32 protein-coding genes are annotated in these 23,439 nt (G+C 70.2%); 7 read left to right on the top strand and 25 right to left on the bottom strand.

All coding sequences use genetic code 11. From position 1 onward, the window contains the following. Positions 1–70: 70 nt before the first annotated feature. From IEY55_RS20765 to IEY55_RS20690, 16 genes are all read right to left on the bottom strand, one after another. Complete coding sequence (locus tag IEY55_RS20765; RefSeq protein ID WP_189060187.1) at positions 71–340, bottom strand: hypothetical protein; 270 nt, start codon at positions 338–340, stop codon at positions 71–73. Positions 341–608: 268 nt separating this feature from the next. Beyond that, positions 609–1,859, bottom strand: a complete 1,251-nt coding sequence (locus tag IEY55_RS20760; protein ID WP_189060186.1) for a hypothetical protein — start codon at positions 1,857–1,859, stop codon at positions 609–611. A 257-nt stretch (positions 1,860–2,116) separates the two neighbouring features. Next, positions 2,117–2,533, bottom strand: a complete 417-nt coding sequence (locus IEY55_RS20755; protein WP_189060185.1) for a DUF7715 family protein — start codon at positions 2,531–2,533, stop codon at positions 2,117–2,119. A gap of 30 nt (positions 2,534–2,563) precedes the next feature. After that, on the bottom strand, positions 2,564–3,511 hold the full coding sequence (locus IEY55_RS20750) for a hypothetical protein (protein ID WP_189060184.1): 948 nt from the start codon (positions 3,509–3,511) through the stop codon (positions 2,564–2,566). Positions 3,512–3,618: 107 nt separating this feature from the next. Next, positions 3,619–4,194 carry a hypothetical protein gene (locus tag IEY55_RS20745; protein ID WP_189060183.1) on the bottom strand — a complete coding sequence of 192 codons (576 nt, stop codon included), beginning with the start codon at positions 4,192–4,194 and terminating at the stop codon, positions 3,619–3,621. A 477-nt stretch (positions 4,195–4,671) separates the two neighbouring features. Next, positions 4,672–5,472, bottom strand: a complete 801-nt coding sequence (locus tag IEY55_RS20740) for a hypothetical protein (protein WP_189060182.1) — start codon at positions 5,470–5,472, stop codon at positions 4,672–4,674. 165 nt (positions 5,473–5,637) lie between these two features. Then, positions 5,638–6,441 (bottom strand): M48 family metallopeptidase, encoded by an 804-nt coding sequence (locus IEY55_RS20735; protein ID WP_189060181.1) that lies wholly within the window; start codon positions 6,439–6,441, stop codon positions 5,638–5,640. A 323-nt stretch (positions 6,442–6,764) separates the two neighbouring features. Next, entirely contained in the window at positions 6,765–8,015 is a 1,251-nt protein-coding gene (locus tag IEY55_RS20730; RefSeq protein ID WP_189060180.1) for a DEAD/DEAH box helicase family protein, read from the bottom strand. A gap of 285 nt (positions 8,016–8,300) precedes the next feature. After that, positions 8,301–8,588 carry a hypothetical protein gene (locus IEY55_RS20725; protein WP_189060179.1) on the bottom strand — a complete coding sequence of 96 codons (288 nt, stop codon included), beginning with the start codon at positions 8,586–8,588 and terminating at the stop codon, positions 8,301–8,303. A gap of 38 nt (positions 8,589–8,626) precedes the next feature. Next, entirely contained in the window at positions 8,627–9,016 is a 390-nt protein-coding gene (locus IEY55_RS20720) for a hypothetical protein (protein WP_229686592.1), read from the bottom strand. A gap of 83 nt (positions 9,017–9,099) precedes the next feature. Continuing rightward, complete coding sequence (locus IEY55_RS20715) at positions 9,100–9,912, bottom strand: class I SAM-dependent methyltransferase (protein ID WP_189060177.1); 813 nt, start codon at positions 9,910–9,912, stop codon at positions 9,100–9,102. A 371-nt stretch (positions 9,913–10,283) separates the two neighbouring features. Next, positions 10,284–11,369, bottom strand: coding sequence for a DUF3560 domain-containing protein (locus IEY55_RS20710; protein ID WP_189060176.1), 1,086 nt, complete (start codon positions 11,367–11,369; stop codon positions 10,284–10,286). A 187-nt stretch (positions 11,370–11,556) separates the two neighbouring features. After that, positions 11,557–11,955 (bottom strand): hypothetical protein, encoded by a 399-nt coding sequence (locus IEY55_RS20705; protein ID WP_189060175.1) that lies wholly within the window; start codon positions 11,953–11,955, stop codon positions 11,557–11,559. A gap of 106 nt (positions 11,956–12,061) precedes the next feature. After that, positions 12,062–12,805: a hypothetical protein gene (locus IEY55_RS20700; protein WP_189060174.1), complete on the bottom strand. Its 744-nt coding sequence runs from the start codon at positions 12,803–12,805 to the stop codon at positions 12,062–12,064. Between the two features lie 103 nt (positions 12,806–12,908). After that, a complete protein-coding gene (locus IEY55_RS20695) occupies positions 12,909–13,274 on the bottom strand; it encodes a hypothetical protein (protein WP_189060173.1) in 366 nt (121 codons plus the stop codon). Between the two features lie 161 nt (positions 13,275–13,435). Continuing rightward, positions 13,436–13,738: a hypothetical protein gene (locus tag IEY55_RS20690; protein WP_189060172.1), complete on the bottom strand. Its 303-nt coding sequence runs from the start codon at positions 13,736–13,738 to the stop codon at positions 13,436–13,438. A gap of 423 nt (positions 13,739–14,161) precedes the next feature. On the opposite strand from IEY55_RS20690, the gene IEY55_RS20685 reads away from it, so the two are divergent. Continuing rightward, a complete protein-coding gene (locus IEY55_RS20685) occupies positions 14,162–15,442 on the top strand; it encodes a DUF1173 family protein (RefSeq protein WP_189060171.1) in 1,281 nt (426 codons plus the stop codon). A gap of 339 nt (positions 15,443–15,781) precedes the next feature. Here the strand turns inward: IEY55_RS20685 and IEY55_RS20680 are convergent, their stop codons facing one another. Then, positions 15,782–16,015, bottom strand: a complete 234-nt coding sequence (locus IEY55_RS20680) for a hypothetical protein (RefSeq protein ID WP_189060170.1) — start codon at positions 16,013–16,015, stop codon at positions 15,782–15,784. 94 nt (positions 16,016–16,109) lie between these two features. Next, a complete protein-coding gene (locus tag IEY55_RS20675; protein ID WP_189060169.1) occupies positions 16,110–16,334 on the bottom strand; it encodes a hypothetical protein in 225 nt (74 codons plus the stop codon). A 359-nt stretch (positions 16,335–16,693) separates the two neighbouring features. On the opposite strand from IEY55_RS20675, the gene IEY55_RS20670 reads away from it, so the two are divergent. Beyond that, positions 16,694–17,956 carry a helix-turn-helix domain-containing protein gene (locus tag IEY55_RS20670; RefSeq protein ID WP_189060168.1) on the top strand — a complete coding sequence of 421 codons (1,263 nt, stop codon included), beginning with the start codon at positions 16,694–16,696 and terminating at the stop codon, positions 17,954–17,956. 5 nt (positions 17,957–17,961) lie between these two features. Here the strand turns inward: IEY55_RS20670 and IEY55_RS20665 are convergent, their stop codons facing one another. Both IEY55_RS20665 and IEY55_RS20660 read right to left on the bottom strand, forming a co-directional pair. Then, positions 17,962–18,528 carry an NUDIX domain-containing protein gene (locus tag IEY55_RS20665; RefSeq protein WP_189060167.1) on the bottom strand — a complete coding sequence of 189 codons (567 nt, stop codon included), beginning with the start codon at positions 18,526–18,528 and terminating at the stop codon, positions 17,962–17,964. Positions 18,529–18,613: 85 nt separating this feature from the next. Continuing rightward, the gene (locus IEY55_RS20660) at positions 18,614–19,108 is read right to left on the bottom strand and encodes a helix-turn-helix domain-containing protein (protein WP_189060166.1); all 495 of its coding nucleotides are present in this window, start codon (positions 19,106–19,108) and stop codon (positions 18,614–18,616) included. A gap of 217 nt (positions 19,109–19,325) precedes the next feature. Between IEY55_RS20660 and IEY55_RS20655 the strand changes: the two genes are divergently transcribed. Further along, positions 19,326–19,691 (top strand): hypothetical protein, encoded by a 366-nt coding sequence (locus IEY55_RS20655; protein ID WP_189060165.1) that lies wholly within the window; start codon positions 19,326–19,328, stop codon positions 19,689–19,691. A gap of 67 nt (positions 19,692–19,758) precedes the next feature. Here the strand turns inward: IEY55_RS20655 and IEY55_RS20650 are convergent, their stop codons facing one another. Further along, the gene (locus tag IEY55_RS20650) at positions 19,759–20,280 is read right to left on the bottom strand and encodes a hypothetical protein (protein ID WP_189060164.1); all 522 of its coding nucleotides are present in this window, start codon (positions 20,278–20,280) and stop codon (positions 19,759–19,761) included. 441 nt (positions 20,281–20,721) lie between these two features. Here IEY55_RS20650 and IEY55_RS20645 point away from each other — a divergent pair, with 441 nt between their 5' ends. The 3 genes from IEY55_RS20645 (at position 20,722) to IEY55_RS20635 (ending at position 21,738) form a co-directional block, all read left to right on the top strand. Next, positions 20,722–21,237, top strand: coding sequence for a hypothetical protein (locus IEY55_RS20645; protein ID WP_189060163.1), 516 nt, complete (start codon positions 20,722–20,724; stop codon positions 21,235–21,237). Between the two features lie 80 nt (positions 21,238–21,317). Then, positions 21,318–21,488: a hypothetical protein gene (locus IEY55_RS20640; RefSeq protein WP_189060162.1), complete on the top strand. Its 171-nt coding sequence runs from the start codon at positions 21,318–21,320 to the stop codon at positions 21,486–21,488. Positions 21,489–21,504: 16 nt separating this feature from the next. Next, positions 21,505–21,738, top strand: coding sequence for a hypothetical protein (locus IEY55_RS20635; RefSeq protein ID WP_189060161.1), 234 nt, complete (start codon positions 21,505–21,507; stop codon positions 21,736–21,738). A gap of 312 nt (positions 21,739–22,050) precedes the next feature. On the opposite strand, the gene IEY55_RS32580 is transcribed toward IEY55_RS20635, so the two are convergent. The 4 genes from IEY55_RS32580 to IEY55_RS20620 form a co-directional block, all read right to left on the bottom strand. Then, positions 22,051–22,182, bottom strand: a complete 132-nt coding sequence (locus tag IEY55_RS32580) for a hypothetical protein (RefSeq protein WP_268239337.1) — start codon at positions 22,180–22,182, stop codon at positions 22,051–22,053. Continuing rightward, positions 22,169–22,330, bottom strand: a complete 162-nt coding sequence (locus IEY55_RS20630) for a hypothetical protein (RefSeq protein WP_189060160.1) — start codon at positions 22,328–22,330, stop codon at positions 22,169–22,171. Before IEY55_RS20630 ends, IEY55_RS32580 begins: the two co-directional genes overlap by 14 nt. Positions 22,331–22,804: 474 nt before the next feature. Beyond that, complete coding sequence (locus tag IEY55_RS20625; protein ID WP_189060159.1) at positions 22,805–22,969, bottom strand: hypothetical protein; 165 nt, start codon at positions 22,967–22,969, stop codon at positions 22,805–22,807. A gap of 36 nt (positions 22,970–23,005) precedes the next feature. Then, positions 23,006–23,218 (bottom strand): hypothetical protein, encoded by a 213-nt coding sequence (locus IEY55_RS20620; protein WP_189060158.1) that lies wholly within the window; start codon positions 23,216–23,218, stop codon positions 23,006–23,008. Between the two features lie 36 nt (positions 23,219–23,254). On the opposite strand from IEY55_RS20620, the gene IEY55_RS32150 reads away from it, so the two are divergent. Then, on the top strand, positions 23,255–23,439 hold a 185-nt coding region (locus IEY55_RS32150; RefSeq protein WP_229686591.1), incomplete at its 3' end, for a hypothetical protein.

Genomic DNA, 23,439 nt, shown 5'->3' with positions numbered 1-23,439 from the left:
GGCCCACACGGGCGGTCACCGTCTTTCCCGCCGCGGGGGTGTGCGGGCCGGCGTGGTGTGGGGATGTCGGTCAGGTGTATCTGGGCGGAAGCCCGGCCTCACGGCGCAGCGCGTCCAGCTCGGCCAGAGACCAGGTGCGCTCCCAGGAGTCGTCGTCCGCGGTGACGACGATCGCGTTGGCGCGGTCCTGGAATTCGCGCCAGCTGAGGGCGCCGACCGTGACCTCCAGCGACAGCAGGGAATGCTCGGCCTCGGCGGGCCGGTTGTGGGCGATGAGGACGGGAATCAACTGCAGGGACGCGGAGATCCACACCGGGATCTCGCCGCCGTATTTGTCCATGGCCGCTCGTTCGATGTGCTGGTATCGCGGTCATGGCGGCGTCAGGCGGATCGGTCCCCGGCTGCGTTACGCTGGTCGTGATAGGGGTGCCGAGCCGGGTTTTCTGCACTCGGTTTTCCCGGGTCGATCCCGCCCCGAGCCGGTGGTGGCTTTGGTCGGCCGCGCTCCCCGTGGGCGCGGGCCCCGTCACGTGGGTCTGCCACCGGCGTCCCCGTGGTGGCCCACCCGGCGTCGGCCGGGTGGGCACCACGGTGGTCAGGGTGCTCGACTACTGGACCAGGGCCAGGGCCGAGAGGGCCAGATCATCGAGGGTGTCGGCCCGGTCCGGGTCGGCGATGGTTTGGCTGTAGGACGTGATGGCGTTGGCAACCCCGGCGGCGGACAGCTGGCCGCCAGCGATGAAGTGGGACAACACGCCATCGCGCTCAGATTCGGTGAACCCGAGCCGCTTGGCCACCACCTTGAGCGTCTTCTCCGGTTCGGTGACCGGGGCGCCGGCCTGCTGCTCCAGCTGGGCGACCTGAGCGGTCAGGAACTCCGGCGTCAACCACTGCCGGACTGCGTCCCGGGTCTGCGCGGTGAGCACGGCGAGGTGCTTGTTCTGGGTGTCCTGCGACCAGGTCACCGTGCCGTTGTCCATCTTCGCGCCCACGTGAATCTTGCGCAGCGCCAGCAGCGGCAGGGTCAACCCATTGCGGCAGATCTTGACGAACAGCTCGGGCTTGAGCGTCACCGAGCCGCCGCCGATCTCACTGTTGGAGAACCGGAATCCGGCGAACATCACCGGCTCCTCCCCTGCCTCGTAGCCCATGCCCTCGTCCTGGGCCAGCCGCCGCCACTGGTCGAGGTCGCCGGACACCCGGCGGCGTTCGGCCTCCAGCTCAGGGTTGGCGAACGGGTTGCGGTAGTTGCGCAGGAAGTGCGGCGCCAGCGTGGCGATGCTGGGCGAGTACACCTTGCAGTGCATGGAGGAGTCCGACAGGTCGCAGGCGCGGACCTCCACCTCGGCGTCGGCTTGGCGGATGCCATCGAGCACTGCGGTGAGCACGTCGAGGTTGTCGATAATGCCGAACCGGTCGGACAGCAGCGCGCGGAGCACACCCTGCTCGCTGTTCTGGCTGCGGAAGGTGCGCAGCAGGAACGACCGGTCGTCGGCCGGATACAGCACCTCGCGCTGGCCGTGACGCACCCGGGTGCGGCCGTGCAGCCACCCGTTGACGTTGGCGTCATAGAGGTCCGGGCGCTGCTCGCGCAGGCGGCGCAGGTACTTCAGCGAGATTCCCAGCTTGTCGGCGATCGTGGCGTCGGCCGCGGCGGTCGGTACGTACAGGCCGTCGACGACCGTCACACCGTTCTCGTCGAACGTCGGCTCCACATCGGATAGCTCGATCGCGGCGTTGCGGGACCGCAGCGCGGTGGCCGGTGCGACGACATCCAGCTTGGCGGCCTGCTGGTCGCGCAGCATGGTCACCATGTCCTCCAAGGTGGCGTTGCGGACACCCGTCAGCAGTGCGGACATGTTCTGCTACCTCTCGATCTCCATCGGGAACCCGCGGCGAGCAGCCGGGGTTCCCTCACACGGTTTTTGGGGTGTGGGCACGGGGTTTGGTCGGTCCCTGCGGGTGTGGGGTGGTGCTGCCCCTGACCTGGGTGGGGCGTATTCGCGTCGGCGTTGGGGACGGGGAGCGGTCAAGCCGCCGAAGAAGGCTTGACGGCGAGTCGGCGCCGGCGCAGCATGCGCACGCCCCACCCAGGTGGGGCGGCGGCTGTGTCTGGTCAGCGGGTGGGGTGGGCTTTTTCGGCGCGGACGGTGAACCGGTTGCCGCGGCGTTCGATGACGGTGCCGGTCGGCCACGCGGCAGCCAGCGCGCGGATCTGGGCGGCGCACTCGCCGGCGTGGGTGGCGAGGTTGGGGTTGTCGTTCCAGCCGGCGCGGCGCAGGCTGTCGTGGAGTGCTGCGGTGTGCTGCTCGACAGTCAGGTCGCGCTCGACCACCTCGGCGGTGGTGGTGGCCTTGCCGGAGGTCAGGCCGGTGAAGGCGCGGGCGCAGCCGCAACTGCCGTCGGGATTGTCCCGGTCGCGGTCACAGGTCGTGGTCAGCTCGACCAGTTCTCCGGTGGTGGCGGAGTGGAGGTCGGTGGGCCGCTGGCCCTGGGTGCGGTCGGTGGCGGCAAGCACCTTGAGCATGGGCATAACAGATTCTCCACAGTGGACACTTGATGGTCAGGCGGTGCGGAGTTCGCGGGCGGACAGTCCGTGGGCGACCGCGAAGACCTGGTGGCCGCGGGAGGTGGCCGTCGCGTCGGCGGCCGCGCGGTCCAGCAGCGGCGGCCCGGCGGCCGCTGTGGTCGGGTCGGGCCCAACGAAGTAGAGCGTGACCTCCCTGACCGGGGCGGGCCGTCCGTCCGGGTAGTCCAGGCGGGCGCCGGGTGAGAGTAGTCGGGCGGTGACGGAGATGCCGTCCTCGGAGCGGCTGGTGGTGTAGGTGAGGTACTCGTCGACCAGGAAGCGGTGCTCGTCGACGTAGTCCTCGATGGCGTAGGGACCGCCGTCCATGAGCAGGGCGTTGAGTTCGTCGACCGGGACCGGAATCGGCGCGGTGAACTCCCACGAGATCTCCTCGTGTGCCTCGATTTCCACCGGGACCATCACCTCGTCGACGCCGTGGGGCGCGGCGGCCCAGACGTCCAGCCGCGGCGGCTCGTCGGATCCGCTCAGGGCCCGGTAGGGGTGGTCGATGACGGCCGGGTACGGCTGGTGCGGGTCGTTTACACCGGCGCCGGTGAGATAGCCGGTGTGGATGGGCAGGGATTCCGGGCCGACGCACCCCAGCGCGTGGGGATCGCTGTGGGAGGCGACGTGCGCGACGAGCTCGCACACCCGCCGCGGAGGTAGCGCGGCGAACGCCGCGGCGTGCGTGACCGGGATGTGGTCACAGGTGAACCACTCAGCCAGCAGGCGGGCGCTGTCGCGCACCCGCTCGGCGGTGAGGTCGTGGGCGCGGTACAGGTCGGGGGTGAGGTCGCGGCGGGCGAGCGCGGCCAGCACCAGGTGGCCCGGTGTGCCGGTGTAGGTCACGCCGTAGGGGTCGCGGAGTTGGTAGCCGGGGCCGTCGGTCGTGTCAGTGATGCCGGCGGCCGCGGCCAGCGCGTCGGCGGTGACGGTGGGCATGGTCACTCTCCTCACGGGATTCGGTCGGCGAACACGGCGGCGGCCCCGCCACCGGGCACACGGGAGTGACGCCGGCTGGTGGCGGGACCGCCGAAAAAGGGTGGTCCTCAGTGGACGGTGGGTGGCTGTTCGAACCGGCCGAGCACCTCGCCGCCGTAGGAGACCAGGTCAATGCCGGTGCCGGGGCCGAGTGCGACCACCAAGCCGCGCAGCACCGAGCGGATGATGGACTCCGGGTTGTCGTGGTCGGTGCCGATCCGCGCCCCGTAGAGCTTGGAGGTCAGCTGGCGTCCGGGCTGCTGCCGCAGGGCCAACCGAAGCCGGCGCCCGGCGTCCATCGGGTGTTCACTCAGGTCGAACCCCAGGTCCTGGAACCAGCTGGTCAGCTCCTCGACCACCGTGGCGCCGGACCAGCTGCCGTCCGGCTCCTCCACGTTCTTGAGCCGGCGGAACAGCCGCAGAATCGCCCCACCCTCAAACGTGTCCGGGTCCAGCATCGGGTCCGGGTCGACGGGGTTGGCGTACTGCTCAAGCCAGCTGTCCAGGTCGTCGGGCTTGTCGTCGCTGGTCGCGAGCGCGGCGGCGGTCTCGGCGTAGAGCGGGGTCGGCTCCTGCCCAGCGGCCGGGGTGCCGGCCTGGGCGGTGCAGTTGGGGACGGGCTGCGGGTCCTCGTGACAGCTCATCGGGACTGGTGTCCTTTCACTCGGTTTCGCAGGCGCCCCAGGGGGTGCGGGTTGGTCGGTCCCCGCACCCCCCAGGCATGCCCGGGGTGCTGTGCCCCCTGTGTCGCGGGGGCGCACTCGCCTCGCGTCGGGGACGGGGAGCGGTCAAGCCGCCGAAGAAGGCTTGACGGCGAGCCGGCGCCGACGCAGCATGCGCCGCGCCAGCGACACAGGGGCACAGCAGCCGGGCTCTTTCGTCTCCGCCTTTCCCGTGTTCGACAGCAGCCAAGGGGCGGCCACGCGACGGTGACGCGCCTCGCTGCTGTTGGTGTGCTGTGTCCGTCGGGTCGGCGGGGCTCACGGCCGTGGTCGGCGGACATGCCGCGATTCCTGGTCGCCGCGGCGTGGCAGCCTGGGGGCCGTGACCACGCTGTGGGTGGTCACGGCCCCCAGGCGGTGGTCAGAGCGTGTGGCGTCACGGATGAGTGTTGGGACCACCTACCAGAAAGGTGCGCCATCAGGGCGTGGCCACCACATCGCCACCCTGGTCCCGTGTGGAAGCTCAAACACCGGAAACAGCACCACCGTGCCACCGGCCGCGCACACCTCCCGTGCCCAGGTGTCGTAGGGCTCCCACTCGGCTCGGGCCGGCTCGGGCAGTTCCGCCAGGGGTCGTGTGCCGCGCAGCCGGCCGGCTTCCGCGTGCCAGGTGAGCAGCGGGGTGCCCCGGTGCCGCGTTCCCACGATCAGCGCGTGGATCGTCTCGGCCGACAGCACGCCGGTGCCGACCCGCCACAGGCGCCACGGCCGGTGGGGGTCGGCGAGGACGGTCACGAACCACCGGCTGTCGGGGTGGTCGGTGAACCTCCGACAGGACCGGGCATGATCGGATTGCTCCGCGTCGACGGCACAGGTCCCGAGCCCGGCTCCGCCGAACGGAGCGGGGGCGTCGTCATCGCGGTGGTCAAGGTTGTAGTGGCCGCAGACGCAGAACCGTCGGTCCCACAACTGTCGGCGGACGTCGGGCGCCAGCAGCGCCAGGGGCTGTCCGGCGAGGGTGTCAAGCCTTCCGAGACGGCCCGCGCGCGGCATGATTCGGATGTCCTTTCGTTTTCGGATCAGGTCGATGATCGAGAAGAGGCGGGTCGGCGCCGCGGATCTCAGTAGCCGAGCATGGGTGACCATGACCACCGCGTTCCGGGGCTCGATGTACTCGGCGGAGAACCGGAACGCGTCGATCGCCGGCCGCGCCGGAACTGCCGCGCCGCGGCGCGGTTTCGCTCGGCGTGCACGCCTCATGGTGCAGATGGGAGTCTTGATTGGTCAGTTTGGTTATGGCGGATCTCTTTCGTTCACTCGGTTTCCGTGGTGGCCGCCGGTGGTGCGGGTGGCCGGTGCCACAGTCACGACCGGCGGTCGGTGGTCGCCCCACCACCGGTGGGGAGGCAGGGCAGACGGGGCGCGTTAGGACGTGACGGAGTCGAGGTCGCCGAGCCAGACCCGCGGTTCGTGCCGCTTCAGCGTCTCCTGCACCGTTTTCCAGTTCGGCATGTAGCTGCGCATGAGTTGCTGCCACTGGTGGCCGTGCGGCTTGCCACCGGGACGGGCGGCGTGCGCGAGCTCATGGAGCAGGACGTACTCCACCAGGTCCTCGTCGAGTTGGAACAGCGGCCAGGCCAGGGTGACCTCGTGCTGACGGGGGGTGTAGAAGCCCCACCGGCGCAGGGTGGCCGAGCCGGACCGGCGGACCTCGCGCACGGTGAAACGGAGGTCGGCCACCCCCGCCTTGCGATGGTGGTCCTGACGCACCCGGTCCTGGAGCCAATCCAGGCCGGCACGGCAATACCAGTCGATGATTGTCCGCGCGTCGTGGGCATGGTCGGTGTGCAGGTGCAGTTCGGTGGTTCCGTGCACGGTCCGTACGGTGCGGATTTCGGGACCGGTGTTCACGAGGCGCAACCGGTGGGGGCGGCCGAACAGCGGGAAGTTCTCGGCGTTGACCAGGCGCTTGCGCACCGGGCCGGTCTCGGCGGTGCGCGCCATCTCCCGGCGGGCGCGCAGGATCCAGTCGCGGCGGGCAGCCACGAATGCGGCGACCCGACGCGGGTCGGCGGTGGGCGGTACGGCGATCACCAGCGTGCTGTCTCGCTTCACGGACAGGCCGATGCGGCGGCGACGGGGCCGCACCTCCACCGTCCACGGGTCATCGGGGACGGCGCCAGCCAGCATCAGGGCGGTCACGATCGGGGCCGTGTCGTCGTGCTGCATTACTGCTTTCTCCAGAAGGGTTGATGGTGGGGTCCATCCCGGTCGCCGGTGCCGGACGGCACCGGCGACCGGCGTTGGGAGTGCAGAGATCGGGGGTGGCATCACCGCAGATCAGGAGGTGAGGCGTCAGGACACAGGACGGCGCGAAGACGCGCCTTTTTCACCTCAATTCCAAGCCGATGGGGGACGATCTCCACGACGGCGGTGTGCACCACTGGTGTGTCCGTCGGTCAGTCATGGCCCGGGGGCCAGACGAAGTCGCCGCCCCACCCGGGGCGGGTGGGGCGGCGGGGGAGCGTGGGCAGCGGCGGGTGCACACCCCTTCAGGCGGCGGTGGGGGCTGCCAGGTCCGGGCGGTAGCCGAGGACGTCGAACACCAACCAGTCCAGCGTCAGGTCCGGCACGCTGCGTGGCTTGTCTACGCCAGGCCGGATTCCGGCTCGCACCGAGCGGGCGCCGACGACCAGCGGAGGGTGTTCTCGGGACAGGCGTAGCCACACCGAGGCGTCGTAGGCGAGGTTCTTGTGCCCCTCGACCTTGTAGGTTTTGGCTCCCGGGATGGGTCGGCCGGCGTCGTCGAGTGCGGTCACCTCTTTGCCTCGCGCGGTCATGACGACCACGCCGGGGAAGGTCTGCAGCAGCCGCATCAGCTTGTAGTGTCGCTCGGTGACCTCGTTCCAGATGTTCATGGGTACCGGGATGTCTTCGGCGGCAAGGTCGGGGTTTTTGGTCAACCGGGCGCGGACCGAGGGTGCGGACAGGGCCCGTTTGTTGGCCCAGTCCTTCAAGATCTCCCACTCCCAGGTCATGGTGTCGATCACCAGGCACATCGGCGGTTGGTCTGCCTCGGCGGCCTGCTGGGCCACCGCCCGGACGGCGTACACCTGGTTCGCCACGGTCTCAAAGCTGCCGTCGTGGTCGATCAACGTGTAGTCGGCCCCGGGAATCAGTCCGTACTCGTCGGCGCACTCCTTCTCGCCCCATTCGATCCAGTACGCCTGGCTGATGCGGGGGGAGGCGGTGAACTCGGCGACAAGCCACGTCTTGCCCGCCTTCTCCCCACCTTCGACCAGGATCAGCGGCGGGGCGACGCGGCCGGTGGGCTTGCGGGTCTTCAACGCTGGCACCGTCGGCCGGGTCGGGGCCGTGATCGGCGGCGCGGGATGCTCCACCTTCTCCTCGATGGTGGCCCGGACGTCGGAGATCGGCGTCTCGTCCGGCGTGGCCTGCGGGGCGGGACGGGCATAGGGGTCGGTCATCGTCGTTTCCTCTCCGGTCGTGAGGGTGGCGGGGTCGGTTCTGCTCGGGTGCGTGGCGTCGATCGCCGACCAGTCCGGTGGGGTGTCCGCACCACACCGCGCCGTCGTGGTGCCGGCGGGCTGTCCGTCGACGAGCCAGCGGTAGACGGTCGTGCTGGTCGTCACCACCCACTGCGCCGTGACGTGCACCGGGGTGCCGTCAGGGCAGGTGTGGGTGTGTGTAACCAGCTCGACGCGTGGCGTGCGGCCCCAGCGCGGGATGTAGACGGTGTCGGACTGCCAGTCGTAGGCGAGACGCGGCCGTTGGCCGGTCACCCGCGACACCGCAGCACAGCAGCTGCCAGGAGGGGCGCTCGGCACGATCTGGTCATCGCGTGCACTCCAGGGGTGGTGGGGTCTCACCCGCTCGGCCGCGTCGAGCTGGTCCAGCAGAGAGAAGATCTGGCGGGCGTGCCGTGGAGTTGACGCGGCAGCCGGTTTTGGCGCACAGCCACTGCATCCGGGTTCGGTGGTCGCCGGGTGGCGGGGTGATTGTCAGGTCCATCGGGGCTGTCCCTTGGTCACTGTGGCGGCGGGCCGAGCCGCGGAGAGCCCGGTGAGTCATGGGCCATCGGTGACGGGGGCAGGTCGGAACCGTGTGGCGGGCTGGAGGAGCAGGGCACCGGTGTGCAGTGCGGCGGCTGTGCTCATCACGTCGAGTACCTGTGCCGAGCGGAGGTGGCCGGTGTGGGTGCGGGTGGTGAGCGGGTCGCCGGCCGCGGTGAGGGCGTGGCGGAGGTCCTGTTCGGCGATGTGGTGCACATCGCTGGCGTCCACACCGTCGGCGACCACAACGACGGTCATCGCCGGCACGTGTCGGTCGAGGTCGGGCATCGTCCTGCCTTTCATGCACACATCGCGGGGCGGTCAGGCCGCCCCGGGTCTGGTCAGTTCTGCGGTCGGGGCAGCGTGCCCGCGGCGCCGGCGTCGCGGCGGGTGTCGAGGTGGCCGATCTCGTGAGAGGCGAAGTCGGCGGCCCGGGTGGCGTTGCCCAGGAAACCGGCGGCGAGCGCGAGCTGGTCGGCGGTGCGCTGCAGTCGGGCTTGGGGGTCGCTGCCGTCGTCGGTGCCCAGGGCACGGTGGGGCGAGCGGTAGGCGGTGGCGTGGTCGCCCAGCCGTACGGCCAGGGCGTCGACCGCCCGGCACAGGACGGCTAGGGCGTGCGCCGCCTGATGCAGGCTGGGCACGTCCAACGGTGGGCCGACCGGCAGGTCGCCCAGGGTGTCGCGCAGCAGCTGGGATGCGGAGGTGATCCGGTCGAGCGGGTCAGGCACCATTCGGTGGTTCTCCTTCCGTGGGCGGGTGTCGTGCGGGGTGGGCCACCACGGGGCACACGGCGCCGCGTGGTGGCCCAGCGGCTCTAGGGGACGAGTGCGAGTTGACCGCCGGGCGCGACCGGTGGGCGGCGGTCGGTGAGATCGCAGGTGACGATCTCGACGCGGGGTCGGACGCCGCGCCACTGGTCGTCGTGGACGGTGGCGTCGATGCCGCAGCTGGGCTTGAGGACCAGGCCGGTGGCGGCGGTGAACCGCTGGTATTCGACGTCGCCCTGGTTGTGCAGGAAGGTGGGGTAGCCGCTGTAGCGGAACGGCGCGGAGGTCTGCGGCACCAGGAACACGCCGTAGCGGGCGAGCGCGGCAGCCACCGCGATCACGTGGTACTCGAAGCGGCGGCCGCGGTAGCCGGGCGCGTTCCGCGTGCGCGGCAGCACACCGAAGGGTGGGTTGCTGATCGCCACGTCGAACGGCCCACCAAGCCGGTCCACCATGTCCAGCAGATCGAGGATGTCCGCGCAGATCCAGGTGGCCTCGGGCATCACCTGGCGGCCCACGGCGACGTAGGCCGGGTTCTTCTCAACGCACACGAACTCCCGACAGGGTTCACCGTTCCAGCAGTGGGCGAACCGGCGCCGGTTGGCGAACGCCAGGTGCCCAATACCGGCACCCAGGTCAAGGAACCGCGGACCGTGGCAGCCGTGCAGCTCCACGGCCAAATCTCGGGCCAAGCCCAGCGGCGTGAAGAACGCGCCCTCCAGGCGGTTCGCCGCAGTCGAGGACTCCTGCCAGTGCTGCAGGACAAACTCCTTCTCGTCCTCGGTGAGGTCACGGTCGGCCGCCAGCAGCGCACACGCCTGGCGATGACGCTGAGCGTCCTTTTTGGTCAGTGCGGCCACGGCGAATCGTTTCCTTTCACTCGGTTTCCGTGGTGGCCGCCGGTGGTGCGGGTCTGGCCGGTCCCGCACCACCGGCGATCCGTCATGGCCCCGCGTGGTGGGGCGCACTCGCCTCGCGTCGGGGACGGGGAGCGGTCAAGCCGCCGAAGAAGGCTTGACGGCGACCCGAACCCGACGCAGACTGCGCAGCCCCCACCACGACCGGGCGGGCCAGGTCGCCCCACCGCAGGCATCCCGCGAGCGTCGGCAGCGGGAATGTCGTGGCGGCCCCGGAGGTTCTCCAGCGCGTCCGTGGTCTCCCCGTCCAGCTAGGGACTCCCGGGGGCGGTCCGGTGTGGAGGGAGTTCGACCAGCGCGGCCGGGGCTGCTGCTTAGGTCTGCTCCCGCAGGCGCAGGGTGACTCGGTTGGTGCCCGGCGCGTCGTAGGCCTCGACGAACTCGGGTGGCATCTGTTCGGGGGTGCGGTGCCCGGAGAGCTTGTGCCAGGGGATCGTCACGGTGGTCTCTTTCTCCCCGGGCTGTGGCGGCGGGTAGATCGGGTTCGGCACGCTGACCGACTTGGTGTTGACCCGGACCACGCGCATCCACATGCCGCGGCAGGCCACCCAGTGACCCTTGCTGACCTGGCCTGGGCCGAGGGGGGAGGCTGTGCCCTCGGCCTGGAGCTGGGCGTAGACGTCCTTCCAGTAGGCGATCTGCTCGCCGAGGGTGGCCAGCTCGCGCCGCAGATGGCCGGCGCGCTCGGCGCTGGGGCGGCGGATCCCCCACCGGTGCTGGGGCTGGCCGTGCTCGTCGGTGGTCGTGATCCAGCCTGGCTCGCCCTCGAGTTCGCGCTGGAACCGCCGCTGGTTGGCCTCCAGCGTCTCGATCCGGTTGGCCACGGTGACCGGGTTGTTCCGGGCTCCCCTGTGGTGGGCGGCGGTCTCGGCCCGGCGGGCCAGCTCGGCGGCGTAGTCGGCCTGCTCGATCGACGTGTCCAGGTTGGCCCAGGCGCGCTCGCGCCGGTTGCGGTCAGCGCGGTAGCTGTGGTGGTCGGCCAGCATGGGTTGGCCAAGCGGGATGGTGGCGAAGACGGCGTCGGCCTTGGCTCGCGTGGCGGCCGCCTTGGCGGCCTGCCTGCCGGCGCGTTCGGTAAGCCGGTCGACCCGCTCCTCCATCCGCGCGGCCAGGTCGGCCTCCTGTTGGGCGACGCTGGGCAGGGCGTCGTCGATGTCCTGCTCGACGGTGTAACCGAGCCCGGTGAGTACCCGTTCGATCTCGGCGATCGCGGAGGGCTTGGACTGCCGGTGCCGGGAGGACCGCAGTAGCCACGCGCCGGCATACCGTGACCACACCCAGGACCGATGGGCCTTGAGCGCCTGGTGGGCCGCGCTGCCGCGGGTGGTGCCCTGCACCGTCGTGCCGGACTCGTAGTCGTGGTGGATGGTCAGGGTGGTGCCCGAGGTGTGGGCGGTCATCACGAATTCCCTTCTTGCCATCGGCTCCAGGTGGTGGTGCGGGCCGAGCCGGTCCGCGGTAGCCAGGTCACGACCCGCGCAGGGCCCACTGCGCACACAGGCCCGGCCCCATCCATCCGGTTCGCGACGGATGGATGGGGCCGGGCCTGTGTGCTGTGGGGGCGGTGAACTCCGCCGGAATCTGGGGTTAGCGGTTGGTCGCCTGGTCGGCGGGGTGTGGGGTGAACCGGGCCACGACCTCGGCCTGTTCACCGTCGGGCCAGGCCAGGATTTCGCCGGCGGGCAGGGTGATGCCGGGCAGCGGATCGCCGTCCGGGGCGCTGCACCGGCCGGCCCCACCCGACCAGCTCGTCGGGTGGGGCCGGCCCTGGTCGCCGACGGGAACGTGTTCTGGTGGGGTGCGGGCCTGTGCCCGGGTCAGCTTGACCGGACGTACGCCAGGGCTGACGGGGTGGGGATCTCGACCTGGCGGCCCGACACTCGTACCGGTGTGGCCGACCAGACCTGCCTCTCCTACTTGGGGTTGCCGTGCTGGGGAAGGATCGGGCAGGTATGCCTGATCAGCGATGATGGGGCGCCCTGGCACGCCAGTAGCGGGCCGCGCGGCGAGATGCTGCGCCTGATCGCCGGGGATCGGCCACTGCGGAAGCGTCCCCGAACACCGATCCTGTGTCCGGGGACGCCGTGTGTGTTCAGAGTGTGTGGCTCACGCGGCGGGCCTTCGCATTGGTGTGTGACCGCTTCTGGACGTCCATGTCGGCGGCGTGTTGGCTGCCGAGGTCGTTGTGACCGTCGTAGAGCTGCCACTCGGTGGTGTCGCTGTCGTGGTCCCAGACCAACAGGTGGGTGTGCCAGCGGCCGGGGGTGCGGGTGATCACGAGAGCGGAGGCATACGAGCTGTGGTCGCCGGGGATGTAGGCGGCCACGTGCCGGATCTCGTATCCGTCGACCTGGTCAGGCATACAGTCGCGGAAGAACTCCCAGCTTGCTCGGTACGGGCTGGTGGCGACCTGGTGTTCGGCTGCCTCGGTGAGGTCGCCGAGGAGCCGGACGAGTGCAGTAGCGGTGACCTCGGCCGCGTCCAGCAGTGCGGCCACGGCGTTGACGTCGGGCTCGGCCATGCCGGTGAGCGCGTCGTGGGCTTCGCGCATGACCGCGATGTGGCCGCGCACCTCACGGGGCAGGGCCACGTCGAGGGGGACGGCGTCGATCAGGTAGGTCACGCAGGTGTAGGCCGAGCACACCGAGCGGACCACGGGTGCCGGTGCCGGCTCGCGCAGGGAGTGGGCGTCCCAGTTCTCGCCGTACTCGACGGACAGGTAATGGCGGGTGATGTGGGCGTGGGTGCGCAGCGCCTGGACATAGCCGCGGTCGGTGGAGGTGAGCCGGTGACGCTCGTTGAGGTCGAGGGTGCCGGTGGTGGTCTGGATGTCCATCGTGGCCTCCTGATGTTCCCGTTATTGAGCAGTGGATGGTGGTGCTCTGCTGTGTAGGTGGGGCGCACTCGTGCCGGCGGTGGGTGCTCCGGGGCTCGGGGTGTTAGAAGGGGGAATCGAATTCGTCGGGTTCGTCGGCCTCGTCGGGGTCGAGGGGGTCGCCAAGGTGGTCCAGCCAGCCGAGTCCGATGGCGACGACCCGGATCAGCGTGTCGCGCAGTTTGTCGGGGAAGTCACTGGCCTCGACACCGTTTTCGTGGGCGACCTTGCCCACTGCCGTGACCAACATGGCCAGTCGGTCTGCTGCGGTCAGGGAGGGTGCGTCGGGGGCGCAGCCGCCGCGGAGGTCGCGTTGGCGTTCGGCGGCCACGGCCTTCAGCACGCTCGGTGGGGCGGTGTCCAGGGCGGCGAGCAGGTTCAGGAGCAGGTGACGGAGTTGTTCACGGTCGGTGGGCAACGGCCCGGGCATGGGGCAGCTCCAGGTGTTCGTCGGGTCGTGGCGGGGATCGGCGTGTGGACGGTCCCCCGGCGCCCGCCAGGAAAAGGTCGGGCGTCTCGGGGCACGACGCGGCCGCCGCGCAGAGGGTTGCGGGTGGGCCGGCCCCGGGCCTCGGCCCACCCGCTGAACGGTCACCAGGTCTGGACGCGGTTGTGTTCGTCGATCGTGGCGAGAGGGGACCTGCGGACCTCGTCGGCCAACGTCGACGCCAGGTCGGTGGGGATCTGCGCGTAGGGCGCGACCACGTCGATGACCGTCTGCGGGTCGGTGACACGGTCGGTCAGCCCGATCAGTTCCTCGACGATCTCCTCGCCCTTCGGGGTGGTGCTGACCGGGACGGCGTCGGCGAAGAAACTGCCCAGGGGGCGGTCCCAGCCGACCACGATGTGATCGAACGTCGTCCTGTCCGTCGGCGTGAGGTAGTGCCGGCTCATCGCGTTGACCCCGTTTCGGTGGTGGTGTGCTGACGGGGCCCTTGGCCTGAGCACACCGGGAGGGGCCCGCAGGGGCGCGCCAGGGTTGGAGGCTCGTTCGGGCCGGTGGGATCGCCGAAGGCGACCGAGCGCAGCGAGGCGTGTCTCACCGGCCCGGATGGGCCGGAATCCCTGGCGCGCGAACCCCTTCCGGTGTGCTGGCCTCGGAGGTCAGCACACCACCACCGCAAGGGGGCCCTTCACCACACCTTGTGGTCCCTTGTGGACTCCTCGTGGTGTGCGGCGTCGCTCCCTGGGGGCGTGCACTCCCGGGCGTCAGCGGGAAGCCCGGTGACGGGGTCGTGCAGGCACCGGGGGCCTGGCATGCGGTTGTTCGTCCTCCATCCGTGGGTCAGCATCGGGGTTGTGTGAGGGGGAAACGCCGTGAGCGCAGCAGACGAGGAGCCCGATCACGCCGGTGGTGCCCGGGTGCGGCTGGCCGGCCGCGTGGTGCCGCTGGCGGCGCTGCGCGCCCATCCGGGGCGGTTCGTCAGCCTGTTCGGCAAGGCCCGCGCCGAGGTGGGGCACGCCGAGTGCCTGTGTGACCCCGACCGGCCCCAGCGGTTGGTGATCCGGTGTCGGGCCGGTCGCTACCATTTGGCGGGCTGGCCGGAGCAGGGCCACCTGCATGCCACGACCTGTCCCTGGTACCGCACGGACCCGGCGCTCTCGGGCAGTGCGAGCTACCCGCGGGAGGCCATCACCAGCACCGACTCGGGCACCGCGATCCGGCTCGCGGTGCCGCTGCGGACCCGATCCGCCGCAGCTCCTCCCGTCTCGGCGGGGCGTGCCGACACCCCGTCGCACGCCACGAGGGGTACGTCGCGGCGTGCGCTGGGCCTGCTGGCGCTGCTGCACTGGCTGTGGGAGCAGGCCAGGCTGTCGCTCTGGCATCCACGCGCGCCACGGCGCACCTGGGGCATCTGCCACGCCCGCCTGTCCCGGCAGGCCGGCGAGTGTGTGGTCAACCGGCTTCCCCTGGCCTCGGTGCTCTATGTGGTGCCGCCGTATCGGCCCGCGACCGGCGCGCGCCACGCGGCCGACTTCGAGGCCTTCACCGCACGGCTGAGCGGGGAGGGATCGCAGCGGCGGCGGGGCCTGGTGCTGGGGGAGATCCGACGGGTCGAGCCCACCCCGTACGGGGTGCGCATCGGCTTGGCGCACCTGCGGGCACCGCTGTTCGCCTCCCGCGCGCTGCACGAACGCCTCCGACGGTCCCACCGGACGGCCTTCGCCGGCCACAGCAACAAGCACGGCGGCCGCCAGGTGGTGTTGTGCCTGGTGGACCGTCACCCGGGCAACGGCTATCTGGTGATCGAGGACGCGGTCGTCATGTTGTGCTCGGCGACCTACATCCCCGTCGAGTCCAGCTACGAACTGCGCATGAGCGAGGCGCTGACTGCGGCCGGCCGCGCCTTCCTCAAACCGCTGCGCTACGACGGAACCGGTGTCTTTCCTGACTTCGTGCTGCTGGACACCACACCACACACCTATGTGGAGGTGTGGGGAATCCGCGGTCGCGAGGACTACGAGCAGCGCAAACGAATCAAGCAGGCACACTACCGTGGTGCGGGCCACCCTCTGCTGGAATGGGCTGTCCACGACCCACTGCCCGACGTCCTGCCCCGCGGCCGAAGGCCGCCCGCGACGCTTCCCCCCGGCTGACGCAGAAGGACCTGTTGTTCGATCGTCCAGCGGGCAGCCGCACCTGAGCATCGACCCAGGGCTCCCGGTGAGGCGGAGCCATCGAACTCGATGCGTTCCGTGATGGCGATGCGGTGCTGGCGGAAGTGTTTCCGGTGGAAGATCAGCACTATGCAGGCGTCGTTCGGGATACGCTCGAGATCCACCGGTTCGTCACGGCCACCGCCGCGCGGGCACGGTGAGCGTGATAGGCGTACGCGTCGGCGTTGCGCGGACGCTGCGGCCCCTTCCCGGTGGCGATACCGACGAGAACCGGGATTCGGGGGAAGCGCAGAACCAGTGATCATGGCAGGCACCTTCTCAGCTCCCGCCGTCGGCGGGCAGATCAACCTCCACCACCGGAATCGGTGGGAGAAGCCGCGCGCAGTGCACGCACCGATCCCAGCCCCAGGCGGACGAATCCGGGCTGGGCCGCGCGAACAGGATTTCCTTGCCGCACAGCACCTTCACCGTCCACTCGCCCGGCATCGGCGTGCCGAGGTAGGCGTGCCGGCAGTGCCCGGCCGGCACCCACGTCACCGTCGTGGAGCTCACCGCCGTCACCTACCCAGGTCGGGGTCGGGACGCTCAACACCCACCCAGATCGCCGCAGCCACCGCGACGGGCAGCACCACCACGGTGGCGATGGTCACCGGGGCTCACCCCGACCACCCACCACCCGCAACGAGGCCAGCAGGGCCTCCCAGCGCGCGGTCTTCACCCGCAGCTCCTGGTCGCGCTCGTCCAGCCGGGCCCGAGGAAACGGGTTCGAGTACGGGCGCGGCGGCGGGGTCCACATGATCTCCCGCGGCAGGATCATCGTCGCCTGGGAGTCGTCCGTAGGCAGAACACCCTCCGTGCGGTGCCCCGGCATGCTGGTTGTCGTAGGTCTCGGTCTGCTCGGCGAACCACTTTGTCAGCACCGGAATCCCCTCCCCGGGGAAGAAACAACGCTGGTGGGCACGCCATCCCCGCCCGGACAACGACACGGGCGGGGCGGCGCGCGGGGAGTCTGTGCACCAGCCGGAGGAGCGTCGGGGCGGCGGTACACGAGCGTTCCCGCTGGGGGAGCGTGACCGGAGTCACGGACTCACCGTGACCCGACATGCGACCGTTTCCCAGATCACCACCTGGTCACTTTCCCCACAGGAACTAGACATTCAGCCCGATGATGTGCGGTGATCACGGCTCGCTACGGTGTCGCCACTTTGCTGACGTCGGGGAGAATGACCTATGGCGCGACGGAATCGCCTCGTCAGGGCACGCAAAGCCGTTGGGCTGACCCAGGAGGACCTTGCCACGCGCGTCGGCGTACAGCCGATCACGGTGTCCCGCTGGGAGCGGGGGACGTCTGCCCCGTCCCTCTACCACCGGCCGGCACTCGCCAGGGCGCTGCGGATCACCTTGACAGAGCTGGCCGACCTGGTGGACGAGGAGCCGATCACGCCATCGACAGAGCTCGTGCGTCAAGGAGAGGGTGACGACGTGCGGCGGCGGCAGTTCGGCAAGGCGGCGTTCGCGGCGGGGGCGGCAGCGTTCGGCTGGTTCACCTCCTCGGGGTCGGCCGCGGCAACCACCGGCCCGGCGATAGGGGCGACGAACGTCGCGATCGTGCGGGACATGACGAGTGTGTTCCGGCGCCTGGACAACCAGCACGGCGGCGGCCACGCCCGATCGGCTGTCACCACCTACCTCACCCATGAGGTCACGTCCCTGCTGGGCGAGAGCCGAGTTCGTGACGCGGTACGCCGGGATCTGTTCGCTGCCGTCGCCGAGCTGAACCAGCTCGCCGGGTGGATCGCCTACGACGTCGGCGACACCAACGCCGGGCGCGCTCACCTGCGACAGGCGCTGCGGCTGTGCCAGGACGCCGAGAACGACGCGCTGGCGGCGGAGATGTGGGCGGGGATGAGCCATCACGCCGCCTTCTTCGGTTCCCCGGCCGTCGCGGTCGATTTGGCGCGGGCCGCTCGGGACACCGCCCGGCGCTGCGGGCTCGTCGCTCTCCAGGCCGAGGCGGCAGTGATGGAGGCGCACGGCCTGGCCCTGGCCGAGGACGGCGCCGATTGTCGTGCCGCGTTGGCCGAGGCTGAACGCGTGTTCACCAGGGCCGAGCACGAGCAGCGCCCCGGCTGGTTGGCCTACTTCGATGACGCCTACCTGGCGGCGAAGTTCGCGCACTGCTTCCGCGACCTCGGCCAACCGGCCGAGGCGGAGCGCTACGCCCGCCGATCGCTGGAGATGAACGACGGCTACGACCGGGGCCGGATGTTCAACACCGCCCTGTTGGCCTCCGTGCTGGCCGATCAGGGACGGGTTGAGGAAGCCTGCGCCACCGCGTCGATTGCGGTGAGTATGGCCGACGGGATCAGCTCCACCCGCACGACCGCCTATCTCGTCGACATCGGCCGCCGACTCATCCCCTACCGCAGCGAGCAGGCGGTCACCAAGCTGTATGCGTCCCTGCGGGGCGCGGGCGTACCCGTCCCCGCCTGACCGGCTTACTGGTCGTTACGGAACGCGAGCACGTGCAGCAGGCCGACCTGGGAGGCTGCGCCGACGATCTCGCCCTTGGCGATGCGGTCCCGTACCGAGTCCAGCGGCACCCACTCAACACGTTCGGCCTCGTTGATGTCCTCCGGTGCCCCGAGGCGGTCCGCGCCGTGGGCGACGTAGAGCAAGTTCTCCGCGTCCGCACTACCGACCATGGGTTGGAAGCTGGTCAGGAATTCCACGTTGCGGGGCCGCCAACCGGTCTCCTCCTCGACCTCCCGGGTGGCAGTCACCGCGGGATCCTCGTTCGGGTCGACGTAGCCGCCGGGCAGCTCCCACACCCAGCGGTCGAGGATGAACCGGTGTCGCCACATCATCAGCGCCCTCTCACCCTCGTCGTCGAGCACCACGACCATGGTGGCCTTCGGCATCCGCAGCACGTACTGCTCGAAGCACACCCCGTCGGGCAACTCGACCGAGGCGACGCTCAACCGCAGCCGCCGTGTCTCATCCACCACCCGCTCGTTATGGATCGTCCACCGGGTCAGTTCGCCGCGGGTCTCCTCCACACCCATACTCGGCACGCTACCGGCCCCGTCCAGAGCGAGATCCGGCCCCGATGAACCCGCCCGCACCCGGAGCACTAGGGCGGGCCGACACTTACTGCGGCACCACGTACAGCCGGGGCGCGTTCTTGGACTCCTCCACCGGCAGCAGCACACCACAGTCAACCAGCATCCGCACGATCCCCCGTGCCCGATCCCGGGGCACCCCGGCGGCGCGCGCAACCTCGTGCAGCGACACCACCAGCAGCCCGTCCGGTTCGACGGTCTCGGCCAGGGCGTGGATGACCCGGGCGATGCGGGTTCCTCGCCGCACCCCGCACCCGGCGCGCAGCCTTTCGCGGATGTCGTCGGGGTCCACCAACACCTCGGGAAACCGCGACCAGCCCACCTCGATCTTCGCTGGGGACGGCTGCGCCAGCACGGCATCCAGGCGGTCGGCAGCCACACACAGCAGATCCCGTGCCTCGCCCAGCAGGCGCCGCAACCCCGGTATCAGAGTCGTCGGAACGGCGACATCCTCGGGGACGAGTTCGGCGGCGCGCTGGCCGGCGGCGTAGATCCGCTGCACCCTCGGGTGATCATCAGCCATGGTGTCCATGCTGCCAACCAGCGTTGCGTCACGGGGAACCTGGGGAACGCGGAGAAAACTGACAATGCTTACGATCCGGTCCTGTTCGAGACGATCGTCGCGGGGTTCACACGGATCGCAGCACAGGGCACGGACCCAGCCCTGCTGGCCACACCCGACGACCCGATCACCGCGTGTATGACACCGTGTGTGCCGGTGGGGTGAGGCAGGCCGGGCGATGCTGATGCGGGTGGCGGCGGTGGCCGTGGCCTGCTGGGGGCACGCGATGCCGCCTGCGCATCGCCTGTCGGATCTGGCGTTGGCCGACCACGAGGTGCTGTACCGGCTGGGGGTCAATCTGTTCACCTCGTCTGAGCTGTGCCGCACGGTGGGGGAGGAGTATGCGCAGCAAAAGCGGCTGTTGATGGTGGTGGTCGTGGAGTGTGTCGAGGAGCTATGCGACCGGCTCACCGAGCTACGGGGGGACGCCGATGATGTGGTCTTGGCCGAGCAGATCTCGGCGCTGCTGGTCGGGGTGCGGGACAGGCTCATCGGGTGCCGGTGCCGATCCTCGACGTCCTCCTGGTCTGGCTGGCCACGGTGATTTATGCCCACCGCGGTGGCGGGTGGCGGTGCCATGCTGGCCACACCCGACACGGAGGATCGGTCTTCTACACCTTCGCTCCGACGCGGCGTAGTAGGGCTTTGGTGTTGGCGACGGACCGGTACTCGCCGGGGGTGCAGGGGATGGCGACGGGTCTGCCGCCACCGGTGGGGTGGCGGCCCAGTGTCGGCGGCGTTGCCGCACCGTCCAGCCCTGCCGCCGTAACTGGCGGATCAGGGCGACAATGTCCTTCTTCTTGCCAGCCATGGTCGGGCATGGTGCCGCAGACTCCCTGCGGAGTGTGCACCTTGCCGCGTTGCGGCGGCCCGCGGCCGGCGCCGCAAGCACGGTGGGTGTCCTCGCCCGAGCTGGTGAGCGGACCCGCGGTATGCAGGTCAGCGGAGAGTTGCTGAGACCGCCGGGCGGGCGAGGGCGCTGCCGCTGCGGGCGGCTGGGCGTACGTGCGGTTGATCAGCTCCTGGCACCCTCCGGCGAACAGCTGCTCGACCTGATCGGCACGTTGACGATCTCCCCCGGGCGCGGCGGATCGCCGCCAGTCTGCGCTGGTGGTCAGAACCTCGCCCAGCATGGCCCGGTAGAGGTCCTCACCAATGACTTCCGCTTGCTGGAGGACATCTCTTCGGCCGTGTGGGGGTCGTCGTCTCGACCGGAAGGTGTCCGGGGCGCGCCCTCGGGTTGGTCGGTGGCGCGTGGTGCACGACCACCGGGCTCACCGAGCCGTGTCGTTGGAGGATCAGGGCTTTCTCACCGCTACTCCGACCCTCGGGCTCACCACGGAACGCTGCGGTATCCCGATATTCGGGTATATGGCTGTCGGCTGGCTACGGGTCCGGATGCGTGTCGACGCCTCGACTTTCGTTGTCCGGGTGTCATGACTTTCTTCCGTTACACCGTTGACTGTGACAACAGTACGGTGTGAACCGCCGTGCGCACGGTCCCGATTTTCGGTTCCGCTGGGCGACCGAAAATCGGGGACAGCCGTTGTTGTTTTCACATTTTTGGAGCGAGCGTGAGATTAAGGTCGGCGATCGCAGCCGTGGTCGGTGCCGCCGTTCTGGCCTGTCTGGGGACGGGTACCGCCAACGCCGCGGAGAGCCACGCCCGCCATGGTGAGGCGACCCAGGCGTACGTCCTGGCCTCGGTGGCCGGGGACTCGATCCAGCCGCCGCAGGTCGAGCGGGTCGAGGGCATCGCGGACATCATCCGCGGCCTGGCCAAGGGCGAGTCCGCCGCCGTGGGCACGGTGGACGGCGAGACCCTCGTGGTGGGCAAGGACGAGTCGGGTCGGCTCACGGTGACGGTGGGCAGCGGCGGCAGCGGCGGGGTCCGGGCCCTGGGTGCGTGCACCTGGGCGGTCGCCTCGGCCGTCTACGCGTTGGGCGCGGCGGCGCTGGGCGCGCTGGCGGCATCGGGAGGCGCGGTGGTCGCCGGTGTGTTCCTCTCCGCGCGAGTCTTGGGGACCCTCTCCGGGGCGAGTGGAAGCTTCTCCGCGATCTACGGGATCATCGCAGCACACGTGTGCTGAATCATGGGTCGGTGCGGCGAGGGGGTATACATGCCTTTCGCTGCACCGACCCATGGCCCTGGTGAGGGGAAACTGTCCGCATGAAAACTGTCGTCACCGTTCTGTCCGTCGCCACGCTGGTACTGATGGCGGCGGCGATCGTCCTGTTACGCACGAACGACTCCGCCCGGAAACGGACCGCGTGGGTGCTGCTGTGGCTCGGCATCGTGGCCGCGTTGGTGAACTCCGGAATACTCGTGTTCGGTCTGTGACGGGAAGGAGAAGGACGTGGTATCCGCTCGCGTTGTGTGGATCTCGCTGTTGGTCGGTGTGGTGCTCACCGGGGTATCGGTGCTGATCGGGGGCATACCCGCGGCACCGGTGTGTGCCCTGCTGTTGGGTGCCAGCATCGCGACTCCGCTGGTGATCGCCATGCTGGGTGCGCACCTGGTGCATCAGGAGCAGGCCGGCGGCACGGCGGCCCGCGTGACACCGGCTGACCGGTTCGGCCTGGCTGCCTGAGACTCCTCGTCTCTCAAGGGGGAGCACCCGTCACAGCGGGTGCTCCCCCGTCGCCGGGGACGGCCGCCGCGGCGTCCTCGGGGTGTCCCCGCAGCAGAAGGCGGCGGCCCGGCAGTGGCCAGCACGTGACGTCGAGTGGCGCTCGCGTTCGCCCCGCTACCGACGAGGAGGATGGCCCCTCAGCGTTGCTCCCCACGAACTGGGCCTATCAGGGCCGAGGGGGCTTGGCCCCGCCGGGAACGCTGTGCCTGGGCGACCAGCGAGGCCGGGGGGCTCGGGTCCGACCCGCGCGGTGCGTCCCACGGCATGCCTTCAGTCCGGACGGTCGAGGCGCTGCAGCAAGCTGATAATCGTCTCCTGGCCGGTCTTGACGTCACTGAGTACCCGGCTGTGTTCGGCGAGGGTGGTCTCCAGGCCGTCGATCCGCGCGTTAGATCTGTTCACCCCAGCCGTTGATCAGTCGACCGTGGTTGCGCAGGGTTGACTTAGCATCGCCTGCGTCCTCGTGTGCGCCAGCGGCGAGTCGTCGGACGTCGGCGAGTTCCCTCTCGACGGCGGACAGGCGGCGTTCCCACTCCTCGTTGGTGGCCACGATCGTCTCCTTCGTCGCGAGGGGGAGGCGTGTCCTGCCCTTCGGGCCCAGCCTACGCACTCCGACTGGCGGTCTGCCTCCACCGGGTGGTCACGTCGAGCAGGTCCCCCAGCGGGGCGACGTGGCGGGCAACGGCTGGGGCCTCCGTCCTGTCCGTTCAGGCCTGGAAGGGGTTTCCGTGGTCTCCCGCGAGGACGTCGCGGACCAGGGTGGCGACCGCGGCCGCGCCGTCCTCGCCGAATGGGGCGGTCAGCCCGCCAGGGGTCGATCAGCTCGACGACGGCCGAGCCCAGGTCGCTCACCTGGGCCCAGCGCCGGGCCGGGATGCCGTGGCGCTCGCCCACGGCGTAGAGCTCGCCCAGCAGCGCGCTCGCGGCCCGCCGGCAGTCAGTCCGGCACCTTCCCGGTGTCGGCCCAGGCGCCTGCACGATCGCCGGCTGCGCCAAGGCCAGCGTGCTCATATCCCTGCTCCGTTCACCCTCGTCGTGACGGTGTGACGATCGTGGCGGTCGGCGGTTCTCGTGCCCCGGAGAACACGATCGGCAGGTCGTCGGGTGTGAACAGGACCTGCTGTGTGAGGTCGCCGACGGTGAGCACGGCCGGCGGGCTGTGAGGGAACTGTTCCTCCACCTCCGGCATGACAGGATCCTTCCTGTTCAACGTCGGGTGTGGTGGTCACGCGGACAGGTCCGCCCGCAACCGCCGCGCCTTGCGCGCTCGGGTGCGACGAAGCGCCGCGATCTGTTCCGGTGACGCCTGATCCGCCAGCGTCGCCGAGCCGAGGTAGGCGCCGGTGTCGGCGTCGAACACCTCCATCTCGTGCTCGTGGTGCGGCATGGACCGCAGCCGCACCACGGTGCCGACCCGGCCCACCATCCACTTGGCCACGTAGTAGCGGCCCGCCCCCGCGCCACACCCTTGCTGGTGATCGTGCGAGTCTTGCGGTCGTCGTCGAGGGTGGACATCCACAACGCGGCCGCATCGACGTCCTCGACCGGCGACGGATCGGCCAACCACGACGCCAGCGGGGTGGCCCCGTCCAGCTCGTCCAGCTTCGGGTCGGCCAGCGCCCACGCGATCGGCAGCCCGGCGGGGGTGCACACCAGGTG

This window comes from Longimycelium tulufanense (genome assembly GCF_014645795.1).
Classification (GTDB): Bacteria; Actinomycetota; Actinomycetes; order Mycobacteriales; family Pseudonocardiaceae; genus Longimycelium; species Longimycelium tulufanense.
Note: the sequence above shows the minus strand (reverse complement) of the source record. Positions and strands in the feature narration are given on the sequence as shown.